The sequence below is a fragment of the Gramella sp. MAR_2010_147 genome, from assembly GCF_900105135.1.
GTDB lineage: Bacteria > Bacteroidota > Bacteroidia > Flavobacteriales > Flavobacteriaceae > Christiangramia.
Window position 1 is genome coordinate 285,377 of sequence record NZ_LT629741.1, and the last position, 17,445, is coordinate 302,821.

Sequence of the window (17,445 nt, forward strand, 5' to 3'; positions counted from 1 at the left end):
TAATGCGCTTTAAAAATTCTAATTATTTCATAATAGCATCCCAGATAGGATCTGATGGGGGAGGAGCAATAATATGTATATCTTCTTTTTTGACGGGATGGGTAAATTTTAATTCCCGGGAATGCAGATGTATACTGGCGTCTTTATTACTTCGGTCAAAGCCATATTTAAGATCTCCTTTAATTGGAGAGCCAATAGCCGAGAGCTGACTCCTAATCTGGTGGTGTCTTCCTGTATGAAGATCTATTTCCAGTAAATAATAATTATCCAGCTTTTTTAAGGATCTGTAATCAAGAATGGCTTTTTTACTATCAGGAACTTCATTCTTATGAGCGTAAGACTTATTCTGTTTAGAATTTCTTTTCATAAAATGTACAAGCTCGCCAGATTTATTCGGAGGTGGGTTTTTAACAACTGCCCAGTAAGTCTTCTTTGCTTTTTTATCCTGAAATAATTTATTGAGTCTGGGTAAGGCTTTGGAAGTTTTTGAGAAAACCACAATTCCGCTGGTGGGCCTATCAAGGCGATGTACAACCCCCAAATAGACATTTCCGGGTTTGTTATATTTTTCTTTTAAATAAGACTTTACAACTTCACTTAAAGGCTTATCACCGGTTTTGTCACCCTGAACGATATCTCCCGGACGTTTATTCACAATTATGATGTGGTTATCTTCGTGGAGAACCTGAAGATTATCTTTGTTTGAAAGTGTTTTTTCTAAACTCAATTTTGATAAGTTCTTTAGAAGTATTTTTTAAATTCTCTCATGCTGAATTAGAATTTTTGTTCCTTCTAATTTAATACTGCTCATCGTCTGATGGAAAAGCCTTGCTTTTTACATCGTCCCTGTAGTTCTGGAAAGCTTTAGTCATTTCTCCATGAAGATCTGCATAACGCCTTAAAAACCTGGGGTTAAATTCATGTGTCATTCCTAGCATATCGTGAACCACCAGAACCTGGCCATCCACACCGTTACCAGCTCCAATACCAATTACGGGAATAGTTATACTTTCAGCAACTTCCCTGGCAAGATCTGCAGGTACTTTTTCCAGGACTATAGCAAAACAGCCCATTTTTTCAAGCATTATAGCATCAGATTTTAACTTATCTGCCTCTTCTTCCTGCTTGGCTCTAACCGTATAAGTTCCAAATTTATAAATAGATTGTGGGGTAAGTCCTAAATGTCCCATTACCGGAATCCCGGCATGAAGAATACGTTTAACACTTTCCTTAACTTCCTTCCCGCCTTCCAGTTTTACCGCGTGTCCGCCACTTTCTTTCATGATTCTTATTGCCGATCTTAAGGCTTCTTTCGGGTCGCTTTGATAACTTCCAAAAGGAAGGTCTACTACTACCAGTGCTCGATTGATAGCTCTTACCACGCTGGTGGCATGGTAGATCATCTGGTCTAAAGTGATAGGTAAAGTTGTTTCATGTCCCGCCATCACATTACTAGCAGAGTCACCAACAAGGATTACATCTATTCCTGCGCCATCAACAATTTGAGCCATCGTGAAATCGTAGGCCGTAAGCATGCTTATTTTTTCACCATTAGATTTCATGTCTACCAGAGACTTTACAGTGATACGCTTGTATTCCTTTTTTGCAACAGACATTTATTCAGATTTTAATTTGAGTAAAAGTAGTAAATTCGTGTCCCACATTCAAAACTACTTCCTCATGAAAAAAATAATTTTTGCGGCTATTCTTTTACTTAATATGACTGCATTTTCTCAAACTGAAGATTCTTTGAACACTCCTAAAAAATTAGTAGAGGATTTCTTTAAAGCTTTTCACGAGCAGGATACGGTAAAATTGAAAAGTTTTGCTGTTGATGGAATGAAGCTCCAGTCGGTATCTACAGACACTGATGGAAATACTAAAATTACTTCAGAAGTTTTTTCAAAATTCATCAAGGGTATTGCTTCGATCCCCTCAGAAGTCCCTTTTAAGGAAGAACTACATGAATTCAAGATAGAGGAAAATGGCTTACTCGCCACTGTTACAACTCCGTATTCGTTTTATTATAATGGCAATTTTTCTCATTGCGGAGTAAACAGTTTTCAACTGGTAAAATTCGATGGGGAATGGAAAATTGTATATTTAATAGATACTCGAACCAAGAAAGATTGCAATTAAATATCTTTAACGCATCTAAAACCGGTATGTTCTAAACCTGTATCTGGTGCAGAGCTCATTCTAGCTGAATTTCTGTATCCTGTACAATAACTTTCACTGCAAAGAAAAGACCCGCCACGAATCACTTTTTGTTGTTGCATATTGACGAAATCTTTAAAATAACCATCTGTTCTTTTATCAATTTTAGAATAAGCATCGGGATAATAAGTGTCCAGGCACCATTCCCATACATTACCAGATGTTTCATAGAGACCGAATGGATTAGGCGGAAAGCTTTTTACCGAAGCTTTCCTCTCAAATTTGTCTTTAACAGAATTCTGCTTTGGGAAATTGCCCTGAAAAAAATTCACCATTTCCGGAGCTTTTTCAAATTCATTACCCCAGTGATAGATTAAAGTGTCATTTCCGGCCCGGTTGAAATATTCATATTCAGCCTCGGTTGGCAACCTTTTTCCTGCCCATTTAGCATAGGCCATAGCATCGTACCATGAAACCTGCACTACAGGATAGGTGTCTTTTCCCTTAATCGTACTCTCAGGACCTGTTGGATTTTTCCAGTTGGCACCTTTCACGAATTTCCACCACCATTCAGGATTATAAGGATCAAAAACCAGAGCTCCGGCTTCATACTTTTTTCCTTTTATTTCGAAGGAACGCTCTGCAGTGGTGACATAGCCAGTTTCATCTACGAACTCTTTAAATTGCGCATTGGTGACTTCGGTTTCATCTACCCAGATCTGCCTAATATTTTCTTTATGACGAGGAAATTCGTCTGGTCTGGCTTGCGAACTGGTGCCGCCCATCATATAGTTTCCGCCTTCCAGTTTTATCATCCCTTCTGTTGAAGCAGAATCTGAACGTGTTTTTATAAAAGAAATCTCTCTTAGGTAATTTTCATGATAGTCACCGGTATCGATCTCCGGTTTTTGTTCAACTACCTGAACCGGCTCTGATCGTTTCTTTTCATTACAGGACATCAGAATAAAAAAACTCGAAAAGAGGATAAGAAAAGACTTAAAATTCAATGGCATTTATCTGAATATTAAGTTTCAAATATAATGATAAATTATCCGGTTTATGAACGCTTATAAATCAGATAAGTTATCTGTTTAAGATTCATTGCATATCACTTTGATACTTATTAAATGATCATAAGTTTCTTTAAAAATTTTGATTTAAGAGAAAGTGAAAGGGAGAATAATGATCAAAACCAATGAATTGTTCATACTATGCATTAAAATAGGCCAGATCATTCCTTTGTTCTCCAGTTTTATTTTTCCGAAGAAAAAGCCGGCTATAATTCTCGGGAAGATCATAAGGAATAATACCAGGTCTAACTGGAAAGTTTCTACATAATTATAAATATGTACAAAGCCGAATAGAATCGCGCCCAGAATCCATATTATGAGATAATATCTATGAAACCAATAGCAGGTTTTTCTATATAGTTTGGCCGGAATAAGTTCTCCTAAAGCATAATAAATTAAAGAGAGGACTCCCAGGAGCAAAATATACTTTAAAGTCCAATGTGATTCTTCGGGAATAAGGATTAAACCAATAATGTAAAGAATTGCACAAATAAAGATCTTTAAACTAGTGGCATCTGGTTTTAGAACACTTCTAAAAATACTTTCCTCTATCACAGGTGCTGCAATAGCGGCCAGAAATATAAATTTTAAAGGACTGTTTTTGAGAGTCTCCAGAATGTCACTCTGGTTATATTTTTGAAGATCGAGATCAAAAATTAATACATTAAGTATTTGTAAAACTGCAAAGAAGAGAAAATAACACAAGATCATTAAAGCAAAATTCCTAATTAGATTCTTTACTTTAAGTTCAAGATTGTTATCCCCAAGTACATTCAAATTTTCAAGCTGTTTTAACAGTCACTTAAGTTCACCTTTACAGCAAGCCCCCCTTCAGAAGTTTCCTTGTATTTCTTGTTCATATCCTTCGCCGTATCCCACATGGTTTCAATTACTTTATCCAGCGGAACTTTCGCTTTAGTTGCATCACTCTCTAAAGCAATTTCGGCAGCATTGATAGCTTTGATGGCTCCCATGGCATTTCGCTCAATACAGGGCACCTGAACCAGTCCGGCTATAGGATCACAAGTTAGTCCAAGATGATGTTCCATGGCAATTTCACTGGCCATTAAAACCTGCTCGGGGGTACCACCAAGTAATTCGGTGAGCCCTCCGGCAGCCATTGCTGAAGAAACACCAATTTCTGCCTGGCACCCCCCCATAGCAGCCGAAATCGTGGCTCCCTTCTTAAAAAGACTTCCTATTTCTCCGGCTACGAGCATAAATCGTTTCATATCTTCAAAAGTAGCCTCGTGATTTTCAATAGTCATATAATACATCATCACCGCGGGAACTGTTCCTGCACTTCCATTGGTTGGAGCAGTTACTACCCTTCCCAGAGATGCATTCACTTCGTTTACGCTTAGTGCGAAACAGCTAACCCATTTTAGTATCTGGCGAAATTTTACTTCTGTTTGTCTAATGGCCGGGATCCAGTCTTCAACATTGGTATAAGCCGTTTCGCCAATCAAACGCTGATGCATTTCAAACGCACGTCGCTTGACATTTAAACCTCCTGGGAGGGTACCTTCCGTATGACAACCTATATACATAGATTCCAGCATGGTATCCCAGATTTGTCTGAAATTAGCCTCAATTTGCTCATCAGTTCGTAACGAACGTTCGTTTTCCAGAACAATTTCTGAAATAGGCTTGTTTTCAGCTTTACAATACTGAAGCAATTCTGTAGCTTTTTCAACAGGAAAAGGAAACTCCTGGAAATTTTTCATTTTCTTACTGGCATTCTTTCGTTCCTTCTTAACCACAAAACCACCACCGATAGAATAAAATGAAGAAGAGGTTGTTTTGCCATTTTTCAAGGAAGTTCTAAAAGTCATTCCGTTAGGATGAAATTCTAGAAATTTTCTATTGAATTTTACATCATCAATAAAGTTGAAGTCTATTTCCTTTTCTCCGTTCAGTAATAACTTACCTGTATCTTTAATTCTTTCAATTTCAGATTCAATAATAGAAATATCCATAGTTACTGGATCATGTCCTAATAAACCGAGAACGGTAGCGATATCTGTAGCATGGCCTTTTCCGGTAAGACTTAAAGAACCATAAAGATCTACGTGAATTTTTTCAACATGATCAAAACGATCTTTTTTCTTCAGTTCGTCTATCCAACGCTGTGCAGCTCTCCAGGGACCCAAAGTATGTGAACTGGAAGGACCCACACCCACCTTTAGCATGTCAAAAACACTAATGCATTCAATTTTTCGCATTCAGAATATAAATTTGAAGACAAAAATAAGGAATTGTCAATGCTGCGCATGAAAAATCACGAAAATTATATCGTTATAGTGGATGATGAAAACAGACTAATGACAAGGTGTTTGAAAAAAGTGACAACCTGTCAGAAGATTCTCGCTGGCATAATGATTGACTTTCTGTGAGTGTAAAAATGATAAACTAACGTAAAAAACAAGTTATATAGTTATGAGTAAAGTAATTGGAATTGACTTGGGTACCACAAACTCCTGCGTAGCCGTAATGGAAGGTAGCGAGCCAACGGTGATACCTAATGCTGAAGGAAAAAGAACTACACCCTCTGTGATCGCATTCGTAGAAGGTGGCGAAATAAAAGTGGGTGATCCTGCAAAACGTCAGGCAGTAACAAACCCAACTAAGACTATTTCTTCCATAAAGAGATTTATGGGAAATAAGTATTCTGAATCTTCAAAGGAAGCAGGAAGAGTACCTTATACTGTAAAAAAAGGTGATAATGATACTCCTCGTGTAGAAATAGACGGGCGTCTTTATACTCCACAGGAACTTTCTGCTATGGTACTTCAGAAAATGAAGAAAACTGCTGAAGATTATCTTGGACAGGATGTAACCGAGGCGGTAATTACCGTACCTGCATATTTTAATGACTCTCAGCGTCACGCAACAAAAGAAGCTGGAGAGATCGCAGGTCTTAAAGTTAGAAGAATAATTAACGAGCCTACTGCTGCGGCATTGGCTTATGGATTGGATAAAAAATCTCAGGATCAGAAGATCGCGGTGTATGACCTTGGTGGTGGTACTTTCGATATTTCTATTCTTGAATTAGGAGATGGTGTATTTGAAGTGTTATCTACTAATGGTGATACGCATCTTGGTGGTGATGATTTTGATGAAGTATTAATAGATTACCTTGCAGATAACTTCAAAAAAGCTGAAGATATTGATCTTAGAAAAGATCCTATGGCACTTCAACGTTTGAAGGAAGCTGCAGAGAAAGCGAAGATCGAGTTGTCTTCTTCTTCTCAAACAGAAATTAACCTTCCATACGTAACTGCTACTTCAAGCGGACCAAAACACCTTGTAGAAACAATTTCTCGTTCTAAATTCGAGCAGTTAGCTGCGGAATTAGTAACAAGATCTATGGAGCCGGTGAAAAAAGCACTTAGTGACGCAGGTCTTTCAAAAAGTGATATCGATGAAGTGATTCTTGTAGGTGGTTCAACCCGTATTCCTAAGATCCAGGAAGAAGTTGAAGCATTCTTCGGAAAGAAACCTTCTAAAGGTGTAAACCCGGATGAGGTTGTTGCAATTGGAGCAGCTATTCAAGGTGGTGTACTTACAGGAGATGTTAAAGATGTATTACTTCTTGATGTAACTCCACTTTCTCTAGGTATTGAAACGATGGGAGGAGTGAACACGAAGCTGATCGAGTCTAACACGACGATTCCAACTAAGAAGTCACAGACATTCTCTACAGCGGCAGATAATCAGCCTTCAGTGGAGATCCACGTGCTACAGGGAGAGCGTCCAATGGCGACAGATAATAAGACTATTGGTAGATTCCACTTAGACGGAATTCCGCCAGCGCCAAGAGGAACTCCTCAAATTGAAGTGACTTTTGATATTGATGCCAACGGTATCATTAAAGTAAGCGCTACAGATAAGGCAACTGGTAAGTCTCAGGATATTCGTATCGAAGCTTCTTCAGGATTAACCGAAGAGGAAATCGAGAAAATGAAGAAAGAGGCTGAAGCAAATGCTGATGCAGATAAGCAGGCAAAAGAGAAAGTTGATAAGCTGAATGAAGCTGATGCAATGATCTTCCAGACTGAAAAGCAGTTGAAAGAATTTGGTGATAAATTATCTGATGATAAGAAAAAGCCAATTGAAGATGCTTTGGAAGAGTTGAAGAAAGCTTACGAAACTAAAGAGCTTGATCAAATCACTCCAGCTTTAGATAAGATCAATGAAGCATGGAAAACAGCTTCAGAAGAGATGTATAAAGCGCAGGCAGAAGCTCAGGGTGGAGCAAACGGACAGCCAGGTGGACCACAACAAGGTGCAACCGGAGCTGAAGGTGGAGACGCCAAGAGTGGAGATGATGTAGAAGATGTAGATTTTGAAGAAGTAAAGTAAGCAGCGAACATATCTTGTAAAACAAGATGTTCTGAATCGCTTATCCCGAGCATAGCGAGGGATCTTTACAAATCTAAATAAAGTAAAAGCACGATCTAATTGGGTCGTGCTTTTTTTTTTAGCCAAAAGTTTTGTTCCAGTAAAATATAGAGAATAGCTTATTTTGAGCGAAGCAAGTAATCTCTAAAATTCAGTTTGAAATCTGAGCAAACCATAAAGCCCACTCATTAATTGGTTACGCTCTATTTATTTATATTACGCAACTATTTCGTAGTTTCTGTATCTTTTAATAAACTGTCAGTATGAAGAAGGTAATATTTATTTCTGCATTAATTTTTTTAGTTTCTTGTAGTACTGATGATTCCATCACTACCGATGGATTTGAACCAATTTCTGAAAAATATCCTTTTGATGATCTCAATCCCGAAGTAGAAACTAGTTATTGGGAGCTTAATTATGCATTAGTAAAGGGCCGTGATGATTTTGATGAAGAGATAATAGTGCAAAACGGAGTGATATGTGTTGATGCTGAAGAAGAATTATGCCAGGAGGAATTTAGAAATTTAAAACCAGAATTTGGTTTTGCACCCAGTTGCCTTCCGGGATTATGTTTTTTTTATTTAAAATATCAGGCTGATGGTCAAAATCATTTGGTAGGTTCCAAAGCTGAATTACTTCAATTTCTAGGTGATATAAATACAAAAGACGAAGCTTTACTTTGGGTCCGGGCGAATGATTATTACTTTCGAATTAACGATATCGATGCTGGTGCTATTAAAGAGGTGAATTCTAACTTTGAACTTATTGTATTAAAGACAGTTAGTTATTGTACTCCTGTTCAAAGTAATAGATATCATCTTTTAATCAAATCTAATGGCGAGATTGAAGTGCTTAAAGAAGAAGTGTTTTCTGTTGATGAAAATTCCTGTGTGTAATCTATAATAAGAATAAGATTTGATTAAACTTATCCCGATTAGGGCGAGGATCTGCAAAATATCGAATCGTAATAAATGTTTAAAGTCTCGCAGAAATGCGAGGCTTTTTTATGGGCTATTACATCATCCTGAATTTGATTCAGGATCTGATGAAAAGCTGAAACAAGTTCAGCTGGATGATACACTGGTCATTTCCGAAAAATGAAATGACCATGAAAATTACTTAATTAAAGAGTGTATAGATATAAACAACATTAAAGCCAATTAATATCACAAAACAGATTAAACTGAATATACGGTAAACTTTACCTGGCCTGTCTGCCTTTTTAAGATCATTACACGTAACCAGTTTATAATTAAACCAGGCCAGAAAGGGTGCTGAAAGAAAAGATAAAGCAGTAGCTAAATCAATCAAAACCGTAAAGGAAGCTGTGAAAAAAAATAATATGAGCAGTGAAAGTATGGGAATAATAAAAACATTCAATTTATAGCTATTCCACTTTTCTTCTTTTCCCCATTCAGATTTTTCTTCGGAAAAAACTTCCGAAATCACTCTGGGAAATGCATCGGTTACTGCAAGAGTAGTGGAAAGCATGGCAATAAAGGCTGCAATACCAATTAAAGGTTTACTCCAGTCTCCCAAAGTTTTTCCGTAGAGATCTATTAATTGCCCTGAAAATTCAACCGTGTTTCCCGAAAAATTCATTTCGCTTCCAAACATGATCAAAGCTCCCATTAAAAAGAACAGAAGTCCGATAATAGCCGCAGCGAAATAACCGACATTAAAATCAAAAAAAGCTTCTTTTAAAGTAGTTTTCTTTTTATTTCCAATTGCTTTTTCTTTGGTCCAGATAGAATGCCATACAGAAGCATCAAGCGGAATAGGCATCCAACCCATAAATGAGATGATAAACGCAATTCCTACTTTATTCCAGATATCAGGTGTTTCTATGGCTATAGCATTTCCCAGTCTGCCATCTCCGAAAGCTAAAATCACAGCCAGTAAAGTCGCTATTCCAAGAAGGCTTACAATGGCTTTCATAGTTTTGTCGAGTGCGGGATATTTCCCGATTAAAAGTAGTGCTATACAAATACCAATAATGATAAAACTCCAGGTAAACGTAGACCAGCCCATCCCGAATAATTTTTCAGCAAGACCAGCGGTTACGATAGTGACCGCTGCCTGAATAATGAACATACTTCCAACGGTGATCAGTATGAAAGTCCAGTAAGGGAATTTACCCAGTTTTTTATATCCTGTAATTAAATGATTGCCTGTTCCAGCGGCATAACGTGGTCCAAATTCTAAAAATGGATATTTGGTAATGCAGGCAAGTATTAAAACCCATAATAGTAAAAAACCATAATCTGCGCCTGCACGGGTAGCCTGAACCAGGTGAGAAACGCCGATGGCTGCTCCGGCTAAAAGAAATCCGGGGCCTAAAGTTTTTAAAATGGAGCTTTTAGATTTGTTATTCATTAATGGTTATTATGCGTCAAGCTAAACTTGTTTCAGTTTTCAAATGATAAGATCCTGAAAACAAGTTCAGGATGACATGATAGGATCAAATTAAGCAAATTTTGAGATCAATTCAGTATTTACTTCATGCCCGCCTTTAAAACTTTCAATTCTTAAATTATTAGGAAATAAATTGTGCAGTCTCTTTTCTTCTACTTTGATAATTCCATTTTCCAGATATTTATCCTCTGTTCCGTATATAAAAGTAAAATGGGTGTTATCCAGGAATTTAAAATCTTCTGTCTCTAATTCCTGCGGAACTTTCCCGGAATGCATGATCAAATTCTTACACTCAATTTTTCTTCTGGCCACGAATCTGGTGGCTACTGAAACTCCTTGTGAGTATCCCAGAATATTCAAATTTTCTACTTCAAATAAGTTTTCAGCTTCAAAAACTGCATCAAGATACTTCAGCATATTCTCAATTTCCGTTTCGGTATTTTCCTTCGTAAGCCATGAAGAACCTACATGCCGGTATTCGCCATTCAAATAATATTTAGACTGAGCCTGAGGGGCGATGATATAATTTTCATCTGCATTCAAATGCTTAAAGTACTTCAGGAAATACCGGCTTAAATAACCAATTCCGTGAAAAACCAGCCACACGTTCTTAGTCTTATGGGTTTTCTGATTTAAGGTTGAATAGGTGTTGGATATTGAATAAGAAACACTTTTCTCTTTGCTCATGGTTCTTTGCTGTTTTGTACTTTTACAAAGTAACCAATCTTTTAAACGATGACGAAGGAAGAACTGCTAGAGCTTTCAAAAAAAGTATGTGAAAATACGCTGATGGAAACTCTTGAAATAGAATTTACTGAAATTGGCGACGATTATTTGGTGGCTAAAATGCCGGTAAATTCCAGAGTGCACCAACCGGATGGAGTTTTACATGGGGGCGCAAGTGTAGCTCTGGCAGAGAGTGTTGGCAGCATGGCCAGTTATGTTTTCCTGGACACCGATAAATATTTTGTTCGTGGAATTGAAATTTCTGCAAATCATTTGAAAAGTATTAAAGAAGGCTGGGTTTTTGCAAAAGCCACTTTTGTTCATAAAGGTAGGACTACCCAGTTATTTGAGATCAGGATTACAGATGAGGCGGCGAATCTTATTTCTATCGTAAAACTTACCACTATTGCACTTCCAAAACAAGAAAAATAATGGAGCAGGATGATTTTTTTCAGGAATTAAAAGCACATTTACAGGATAATAATCCATTTGTGGTTTATAGAAAACCCGGTTCTAACAAGGTAAAAGCCTTAATGCAGAATGATAAATTTTCTCATAAAACAAAAGATCTTTCTGAAAGCGGATTCGTATTCGCTCCATTTAATTCGGAAGCTAATTCTTATTTAATCCCAACAGATCATTCTAGTTGTTTTGAATTCCAATACCCAGCCGAAACGATTTTAGATGACAGGCTTAATGAGTTTTCTTCAACCATAGATTTTGAGTATATGGAGGAGGACCAGAAAGTTCATGAAAATCTGGTTCAAAAGGGCATCAATGCGATAAAGGAAGGAGACATGCAAAAAGTGGTATTGTCCAGATTTGAGCGAGTTCAGTTATATGATCCAGATCCCATCAGGATTTTTAAGAATCTCCTGAATAAATATCCACAAGCTTTTGTTTATGTGTGGTTTCATCCTGAAACCGGTTACTGGCTGGGCGCAACTCCTGAAACACTTTTGAATGTAGAGCGAAACCGTTTCAAAACAATGGCATTGGCGGGAACTCAAATTTTTAAAGGTGAAATAGAGGTGGAGTGGGAAAAAAAAGAAATAGAAGAACAGGAATTCGTTACCGATTATATTCTGAAGTCCCTTCAAAAAACCAGGGGAGTAAACAATATAAATGCCACGAACCCATATTCAGCAAAGGCCGGTAGTTTATTGCATATTTGTACCGATATCTCAGGAAAATTAGATAGCCTTGATGATCTGGACAATCTGGTGAAAACCTTACATCCAACTCCTGCGGTTTGTGGACTACCCAAACAAAAAGCCCTTAGCTTTATTTTAGAGCAAGAAGATTATAATAGGGAGTTCTATTCGGGGTATCTCGGAGAACTGAATATGAAGACAGAAAACAAGAGAAATTCCAACCGAAGAAATCAGGAAAATCAACAATTTGCCGCCATTTCTACAAAAACTGATCTATTCGTGAATTTAAGGTGTATGAAGTTGAAGGATGGAAATGCCAGAATTTTTGTAGGCGGTGGAATTACTAAAGATTCAAACGCAGCAGATGAGTGGATGGAAACTGTGAACAAATCCCAGACCATGAAAGCGGTTCTTGTTAAATAAGCTTCAAAATTATCTTTCAAATTACTGTTAAATTGTAATTTTGGGAATCTATGAAGTATTCAAAAATTCCCGTTGCCCGCTCGGTGGTTGCGTTATGTGTGGCCAAAGATATCAAACATGTTGTGATTTCTCCAGGTTCCAGGAATGCACCGCTAACCATTGGTTTCACCCATCATGACGATATAACTCCTTACAGCATCGTGGATGAGCGTTGTGCTGCTTTTTTTGCCCTGGGAATGGCACAGCAATTAAAGAAGCCCGTGGCTTTGGTATGTACTTCAGGGTCTGCGCTTTTAAATTATTACCCGGCCATTGCGGAAGCTTTTTATAGTGATATTCCCTTAGTTATTATATCTGCTGATAGGCCCGTGGAACGAATTGATATTGGTGACGGACAAACGATCAGGCAAAAGAACGTATTTGAAAATCACATTCTTTATTCTGCTAACCTATATTCGGAATTGGTGTTGGAGAATGAAACTGAGGATACTAAACTTCAGCAGAAACAATTTGAAGCACGAAAACATAATGAACGGGAGATTAACCTTGCTTTGAATAAGGCAATCGAGGAGAAAGGACCTGTGCATATCAATGTTCCTTTTTATGAACCTCTTTATGATACCGTCGAAAATATTGAAGTGAATCCTTTACAAATATTCCCGGAGATCAAAGAAAGGCATTATTCCAAAAATCAGCTTCAGAATTATGCTGATGAATGGAATAGAGCCGAACGAATAATGGTGATCGTAGGCGTGGCTCAGCCAGATGCCGTGGAACAAGAGTTTCTAAAAAAACTTGCAGATGATCCCAGTGTGATCGTTTTAACCGAAACTACCTCTAATCTACACCAGGATCAATTTTTCACCAGGATAGACACTTTAATCGGACCTATTGAAAAAGATGAAAACAAACAGGAATTATTTGAAAAACTCCAGCCGGACATTCTATTGACTTTTGGCGGAATGATCGTTTCGAAAAAGATCAAATCCTTTCTACGAAATTACAGTCCGAAACATCACTGGCATATAGATTCTAAAAAAGCGTATAACACCTTTTTCTGTTTAAATAAACATTTTGAAACTGATGTAAATTCATTTTTTTCTGAATTCTTTCCGTTGACTAAAACCACAGATAGTAATTATGGAGCTTTCTGGAAAAATATCAAAGAGAAAAGACAGCAAAGACATCAGGAATACATGGCTGAAATTCCATATTCAGATCTTAAGGCTGTACAGGAAATTTATCAGAAAATTCCTCAAAATTCAATTCTATATTTCGGGAATAGTTCTACCATACGATACGCCCAGTTATTTCAATGGGATAAGAATTTGAAAATGTTTTGTAATCGTGGCACCAGTGGCATCGATGGAAGTGTTTCTACCGCTGTAGGAGCTGCAGTGAGCACTAAGGAGCCAGTAACGGTTATTACAGGCGATCTTAGCTTTTTCTACGATAGCAATGCTTTATGGAACAATTATATTCCTTCCAGTTTCAGGATTATCGTGCTGAATAATCATGGCGGTGGAATTTTCAGAATACTTCCGGGAAAAAAGAATACGGAAAATTTCGAGAGGTACTTTGAAACCACACATGATCTAAAAGCGGAGCCACTTTGTGAGCTTTATAATTTTGAGTATTCGAAAGCAAATTCTGAAGAAGAAATTCAATCTGCAATGCAAGAATTTTATTCAGAAACAGGAAAACCAAAACTTCTGGAGATTTTTACCCCTAGAAAGCTAAACGATGAAGTTCTCTTAGAATATTTCAATTTTATGAAATCTTAAACATCATCTTATCTTTCTTAAAATTCATAATTACTATATTACAATTGGAAAAACTAAAAAACTATAATTATGAGTAAACTTGATGAAAAAGTAGGTAAGTATATAGACGATGTAAGGTCTAAGATTGGAGAAGATAATCCAGATGTTGATCTTATCAGGAAAATTGCACAAGCCGCAGGCCCCAGTATTTATAATGCCGATGCTGAAACCGTATCTTCTTCCAGCGAATCTGAAGTGGAGACCGTTAAGAAAAATTTCATCATGAAAAAGCTTGGTGTTACCGATGAAGGAAAGGCAAATGAGGCAGTAAATCAGGTATTGGAGAAATATGGAAAATCTAACAGAAACAAATATAGGGTAGTGGTATACTACCTACTTACAAAGCATTTTAAGAAAGAAAGTTTATTCGATTAATAGGAATATGAAGAAATTCAATCCGTTTTGGGGATATTCCTTAAAACGGATTTTTTTATATACGATTAACAGTATCTTTGTGTGCTAAATTTTATGCTATGATCCAAATAGGTGAATTTCACGAACTAATAATTATCAGGGAGACCGATCACGGTATTTATCTTGAAAATGATGAAGGGGATGAAGTGTTACTTCCCAATAAATATGTTCCCGAAACCTGGATGGTTCATGATAAAATTAATGTTTTCGTATATCTTGATCACGAGGAAAGACCGGTAGCGACCACGCTAAAACCAAAAATAAAGCGTGACCAATTTGAAAATCTTAAATGTGTTGAGGTAAGTAAATTTGGAGCTTTTCTTGATTGGGGACTGGAGAAACACCTTTTTGTGCCTTTTAAAGAGCAGGTAATTCCTATGCAAAAAGGAGAACAATATCTTGTTTTCTGCTACCTGGATCTGGAAACTGAAAGGCTGGCCGCATCTTCAAAAGTGCATTCTTTCTTGGATAATTCTGTATTAACGGTGAAACCTTTTGAAGAGGTGAATTTACTGGTGAGTAACCATACCGATCTTGGTTTTAATGTAATTATAAATCAATTACACCTGGGTTTGATCTATCATGATGAGGTTTTTAAAACTTTAAAAATTGGTGATGAACTAAGAGGTTTCATTAAAAAAATACGGGAGGATAATAAGATAGATATTACTCTTCAAAGACCTGGATATAGGAGTATTGAACCGAATGCCCAGAAAATTTTGGATAAATTAAAGGATGCCGGTGGCTTTTTGGATCTAACTGATAAATCTGCTCCAGAAGATATTAAAAGCAGGCTCCAGATGAGTAAAAAGAGTTTTAAAAAAGCAATCGGGACGCTATATAAGCAACGTCTTATTGAAATCAGAGACGATGGAATTCTTTTAAAGGAAGACCAGGATAATTAATTGTAATTATAGGGTGAGGTATATCTTCTCGTACCAAAGCCACGTTGATTATAGGTGTTTAGAAAAGCAGGATAGTAGGGATTCATGAAAATGTCGTCTCGATCCCTGGTTCTAACATCCCCGGATATTTCGAAAATTTTCTTTTCTTTTTTTTGCTGAGGAAGTGGGGAACCAAGATCTACCTCTCGCTGTACACGGTTTTTATTCATTTTATTGATCGCTGCCAGCATATCTATCTGATCATCCTGAATGTGATCTTTTAAATGCAGGAAAGAACCGTCGGGAAGATTAAATTTTGACTGTGTTTGCCAGTTAAAACTGAACTCCCTCCAGGTGTTATCTATACTCCTGTTGCTAATTTCAAAATCTTCACGATCCCAGTATTCCTGAGCCTGGACAAAAGATCCAATAAATAGAAGCAATATGAGTAACCGGAATTTCATTTAATGGTTTTTTGAATCTACATCAAAAACAATGCAATTCTACATAATTTGATTTCAGAAATTAAGTTATTCTTCAAAAAAATATCCGTGTCTTAATTTCTAAAACTTAAAAACGTTTATTTTCGTGGATAAATTATTCAATTCAAATTCAAATATGAAAAAAATTATTTTCACCTTAAGTATTCTTGCGATCAGTTTGACTTCATTCGCTCAGGAAGCAGATACTTTTGAGGCAAAAGCAGTGAAGCTTATCAAATTAACCGCAGGACAGCAGTTTGATATCATGACGGAACCTATTATTGAAATGGTTCCTGAAGAAAATCGTGATGCTTTCAAAAAAGAACTTGCTGAAAGTACTGAGGGACTTTATACAAAAATGGCGGCTGTATATACTGAAAGTTTTACTGAAGAAGAGCTGGATAAAATCCTGGATTTTTATGCCACACCAGTAGGTAAGAAAATGGTGGCAGTAACTCCTGAACTTACTAAAAAAGGAATGGAAATAGGCCAGGCCTGGGGCATGGAGCTTCAGCCCTTAATGGCTAAATATATGAAGCAATAATATTTACCCTATTTGTAATGCCTGCTTTTGATAGCAGGCTTTTTTTATTCTTCTTTCCGAAATCAATGGAAAATTCTATTTTTACTCAAAATAATCATCATGTCTAAAATTCAATGGGAAACAGTAAAAGAATACGAAGATATCACTTATAAGAAGTTTAAGGGTGTTGCAAGAATCGCTTTTAACCGACCAGATGTAAGAAATGCATTTAGACCTAAGACCACTTCAGAACTTCTGGACGCATTTCATAACGCCCATGAAGATACTTCCATTGGAGCAGTTTTACTTTCAGGAGAAGGTCCATCTACTAAAGATGGTAAATGGGCATTTTGTAGTGGGGGAGATCAAAAGGCGAGAGGACATCAAGGCTATGTAGGTGAGGATGGTTACCATAGATTAAATATTCTTGAAGTTCAGCGGTTGATACGCTTTATGCCGAAAGCGGTTATTTGCGTGGTGCCGGGCTGGGCAGTTGGAGGCGGTCACAGTCTTCATGTGGTATGTGACCTTACGCTTGCCAGTAAAGAGCACGCGATATTCAAGCAAACTGATGCTGATGTAACCAGCTTTGATGCAGGCTACGGCTCGGCATATTTAGCAAAAATGGTAGGGCAGAAGAAAGCCAGGGAAATATTCTTTTTAGGTAGAAATTATTCTGCTCAGGAAGCTTATGAAATGGGTATGGTAAATGCTGTGATCCCTCACGATGAACTGGAAGATACTGCATATGAATGGGCACAGGAAATCATGGAAAAATCTCCTACTTCTATAAAGATGTTGAAATTTGCCATGAACATGACTGATGACGGAATGGTGGGACAACAGGTATTCGCTGGTGAAGTGACTAGGTTGGCATATATGACCGATGAAGCAAAAGAAGGCAGGGATGCTTTTCTGGAAAAAAGAAAGCCTGATTTTGAGAAAAAATGGATCCCTTAAGATTCAGTAC

18 protein-coding genes are annotated in these 17,445 nt (G+C 37.2%); 10 read left to right on the top strand and 8 right to left on the bottom strand.

The window, feature by feature from the left end:
- Positions 1-22 precede the first annotated feature (22 nt).
- Positions 23-727 carry an RNA pseudouridine synthase gene (locus tag BLT95_RS01310; RefSeq protein ID WP_089664272.1) on the bottom strand — a complete coding sequence of 235 codons (705 nt, stop codon included), beginning with the start codon at positions 725-727 and terminating at the stop codon, positions 23-25.
- A 70-nt stretch (positions 728-797) separates the two neighbouring features.
- Positions 798-1,616 (bottom strand): 3-methyl-2-oxobutanoate hydroxymethyltransferase, encoded by an 819-nt coding sequence (gene panB / locus BLT95_RS01315; RefSeq protein WP_089664273.1) that lies wholly within the window; start codon positions 1,614-1,616, stop codon positions 798-800.
- Positions 1,617-1,680: 64 nt separating this feature from the next.
- On the opposite strand from panB, the gene BLT95_RS01320 reads away from it, so the two are divergent.
- Positions 1,681-2,139: a nuclear transport factor 2 family protein gene (locus BLT95_RS01320; RefSeq protein WP_157717997.1), complete on the top strand. Its 459-nt coding sequence runs from the start codon at positions 1,681-1,683 to the stop codon at positions 2,137-2,139.
- Here the strand turns inward: BLT95_RS01320 and BLT95_RS01325 are convergent.
- The 3 genes from BLT95_RS01325 to BLT95_RS01335 all read right to left on the bottom strand — a co-directional run bounded on the left by BLT95_RS01325 (position 2,136) and on the right by BLT95_RS01335 (position 5,452).
- Positions 2,136-3,170 carry a formylglycine-generating enzyme family protein gene (locus BLT95_RS01325; RefSeq protein WP_089664275.1) on the bottom strand — a complete coding sequence of 345 codons (1,035 nt, stop codon included), beginning with the start codon at positions 3,168-3,170 and terminating at the stop codon, positions 2,136-2,138. The two genes, BLT95_RS01320 and BLT95_RS01325, sit on opposite strands and share 4 nt — an antisense overlap.
- Before the next feature lie 144 nt (positions 3,171-3,314).
- Positions 3,315-4,004 (bottom strand): CPBP family glutamic-type intramembrane protease, encoded by a 690-nt coding sequence (locus tag BLT95_RS01330; protein ID WP_089664276.1) that lies wholly within the window; start codon positions 4,002-4,004, stop codon positions 3,315-3,317.
- A gap of 14 nt (positions 4,005-4,018) precedes the next feature.
- A complete protein-coding gene (locus tag BLT95_RS01335; RefSeq protein WP_089664277.1) occupies positions 4,019-5,452 on the bottom strand; it encodes an L-serine ammonia-lyase in 1,434 nt (477 codons plus the stop codon).
- Positions 5,453-5,666: 214 nt separating this feature from the next.
- Here BLT95_RS01335 and dnaK point away from each other — a divergent pair, with 214 nt between their 5' ends.
- Positions 5,667-7,592, top strand: a complete 1,926-nt coding sequence (gene dnaK, locus BLT95_RS01340; RefSeq protein WP_089664278.1) for a molecular chaperone DnaK — start codon at positions 5,667-5,669, stop codon at positions 7,590-7,592.
- Between the two features lie 302 nt (positions 7,593-7,894).
- Complete coding sequence (locus BLT95_RS01345) at positions 7,895-8,527, top strand: hypothetical protein (protein ID WP_089664279.1); 633 nt, start codon at positions 7,895-7,897, stop codon at positions 8,525-8,527.
- Between the two features lie 223 nt (positions 8,528-8,750).
- On the opposite strand, the gene BLT95_RS01350 is transcribed toward BLT95_RS01345, so the two are convergent.
- Positions 8,751-10,007, bottom strand: coding sequence for an Nramp family divalent metal transporter (locus BLT95_RS01350; protein ID WP_089664280.1), 1,257 nt, complete (start codon positions 10,005-10,007; stop codon positions 8,751-8,753).
- 90 nt (positions 10,008-10,097) lie between these two features.
- Entirely contained in the window at positions 10,098-10,733 is a 636-nt protein-coding gene (locus tag BLT95_RS01355; protein ID WP_089664281.1) for an esterase, read from the bottom strand.
- 48 nt (positions 10,734-10,781) lie between these two features.
- Between BLT95_RS01355 and BLT95_RS01360 the strand changes: the two genes are divergently transcribed.
- The 5 genes from BLT95_RS01360 (at position 10,782) to BLT95_RS01380 (ending at position 15,491) form a co-directional block, all read left to right on the top strand.
- A complete protein-coding gene (locus BLT95_RS01360; protein WP_089664282.1) occupies positions 10,782-11,204 on the top strand; it encodes a hotdog fold thioesterase in 423 nt (140 codons plus the stop codon).
- The gene (locus BLT95_RS01365; RefSeq protein WP_231896389.1) at positions 11,204-12,349 is read left to right on the top strand and encodes a chorismate-binding protein; all 1,146 of its coding nucleotides are present in this window, start codon (positions 11,204-11,206) and stop codon (positions 12,347-12,349) included. Before BLT95_RS01360 ends, BLT95_RS01365 begins: the two co-directional genes overlap by 1 nt.
- 50 nt (positions 12,350-12,399) lie before the next feature.
- Positions 12,400-14,133, top strand: a complete 1,734-nt coding sequence (gene menD, locus BLT95_RS01370) for a 2-succinyl-5-enolpyruvyl-6-hydroxy-3-cyclohexene-1-carboxylic-acid synthase (protein WP_089664284.1) — start codon at positions 12,400-12,402, stop codon at positions 14,131-14,133.
- Between the two features lie 69 nt (positions 14,134-14,202).
- The gene (locus BLT95_RS01375; RefSeq protein ID WP_089664285.1) at positions 14,203-14,547 is read left to right on the top strand and encodes a DUF2853 family protein; all 345 of its coding nucleotides are present in this window, start codon (positions 14,203-14,205) and stop codon (positions 14,545-14,547) included.
- 98 nt (positions 14,548-14,645) lie between these two features.
- The gene (locus BLT95_RS01380; RefSeq protein WP_089664286.1) at positions 14,646-15,491 is read left to right on the top strand and encodes a S1-like domain-containing RNA-binding protein; all 846 of its coding nucleotides are present in this window, start codon (positions 14,646-14,648) and stop codon (positions 15,489-15,491) included.
- On the opposite strand, the gene BLT95_RS01385 is transcribed toward BLT95_RS01380, so the two are convergent.
- Entirely contained in the window at positions 15,488-15,934 is a 447-nt protein-coding gene (locus BLT95_RS01385) for a hypothetical protein (protein WP_089664287.1), read from the bottom strand. The genes BLT95_RS01380 and BLT95_RS01385 overlap by 4 nt on opposite strands.
- A gap of 154 nt (positions 15,935-16,088) precedes the next feature.
- On the opposite strand from BLT95_RS01385, the gene BLT95_RS01390 reads away from it, so the two are divergent.
- Both BLT95_RS01390 and BLT95_RS01395 read left to right on the top strand, forming a co-directional pair.
- Positions 16,089-16,496, top strand: coding sequence for a DUF2059 domain-containing protein (locus BLT95_RS01390; protein ID WP_231896390.1), 408 nt, complete (start codon positions 16,089-16,091; stop codon positions 16,494-16,496).
- Positions 16,497-16,595: 99 nt separating this feature from the next.
- Positions 16,596-17,435 (top strand): 1,4-dihydroxy-2-naphthoyl-CoA synthase, encoded by an 840-nt coding sequence (locus tag BLT95_RS01395; protein ID WP_089664289.1) that lies wholly within the window; start codon positions 16,596-16,598, stop codon positions 17,433-17,435.
- Positions 17,436-17,445: the final 10 nt, after the last annotated feature.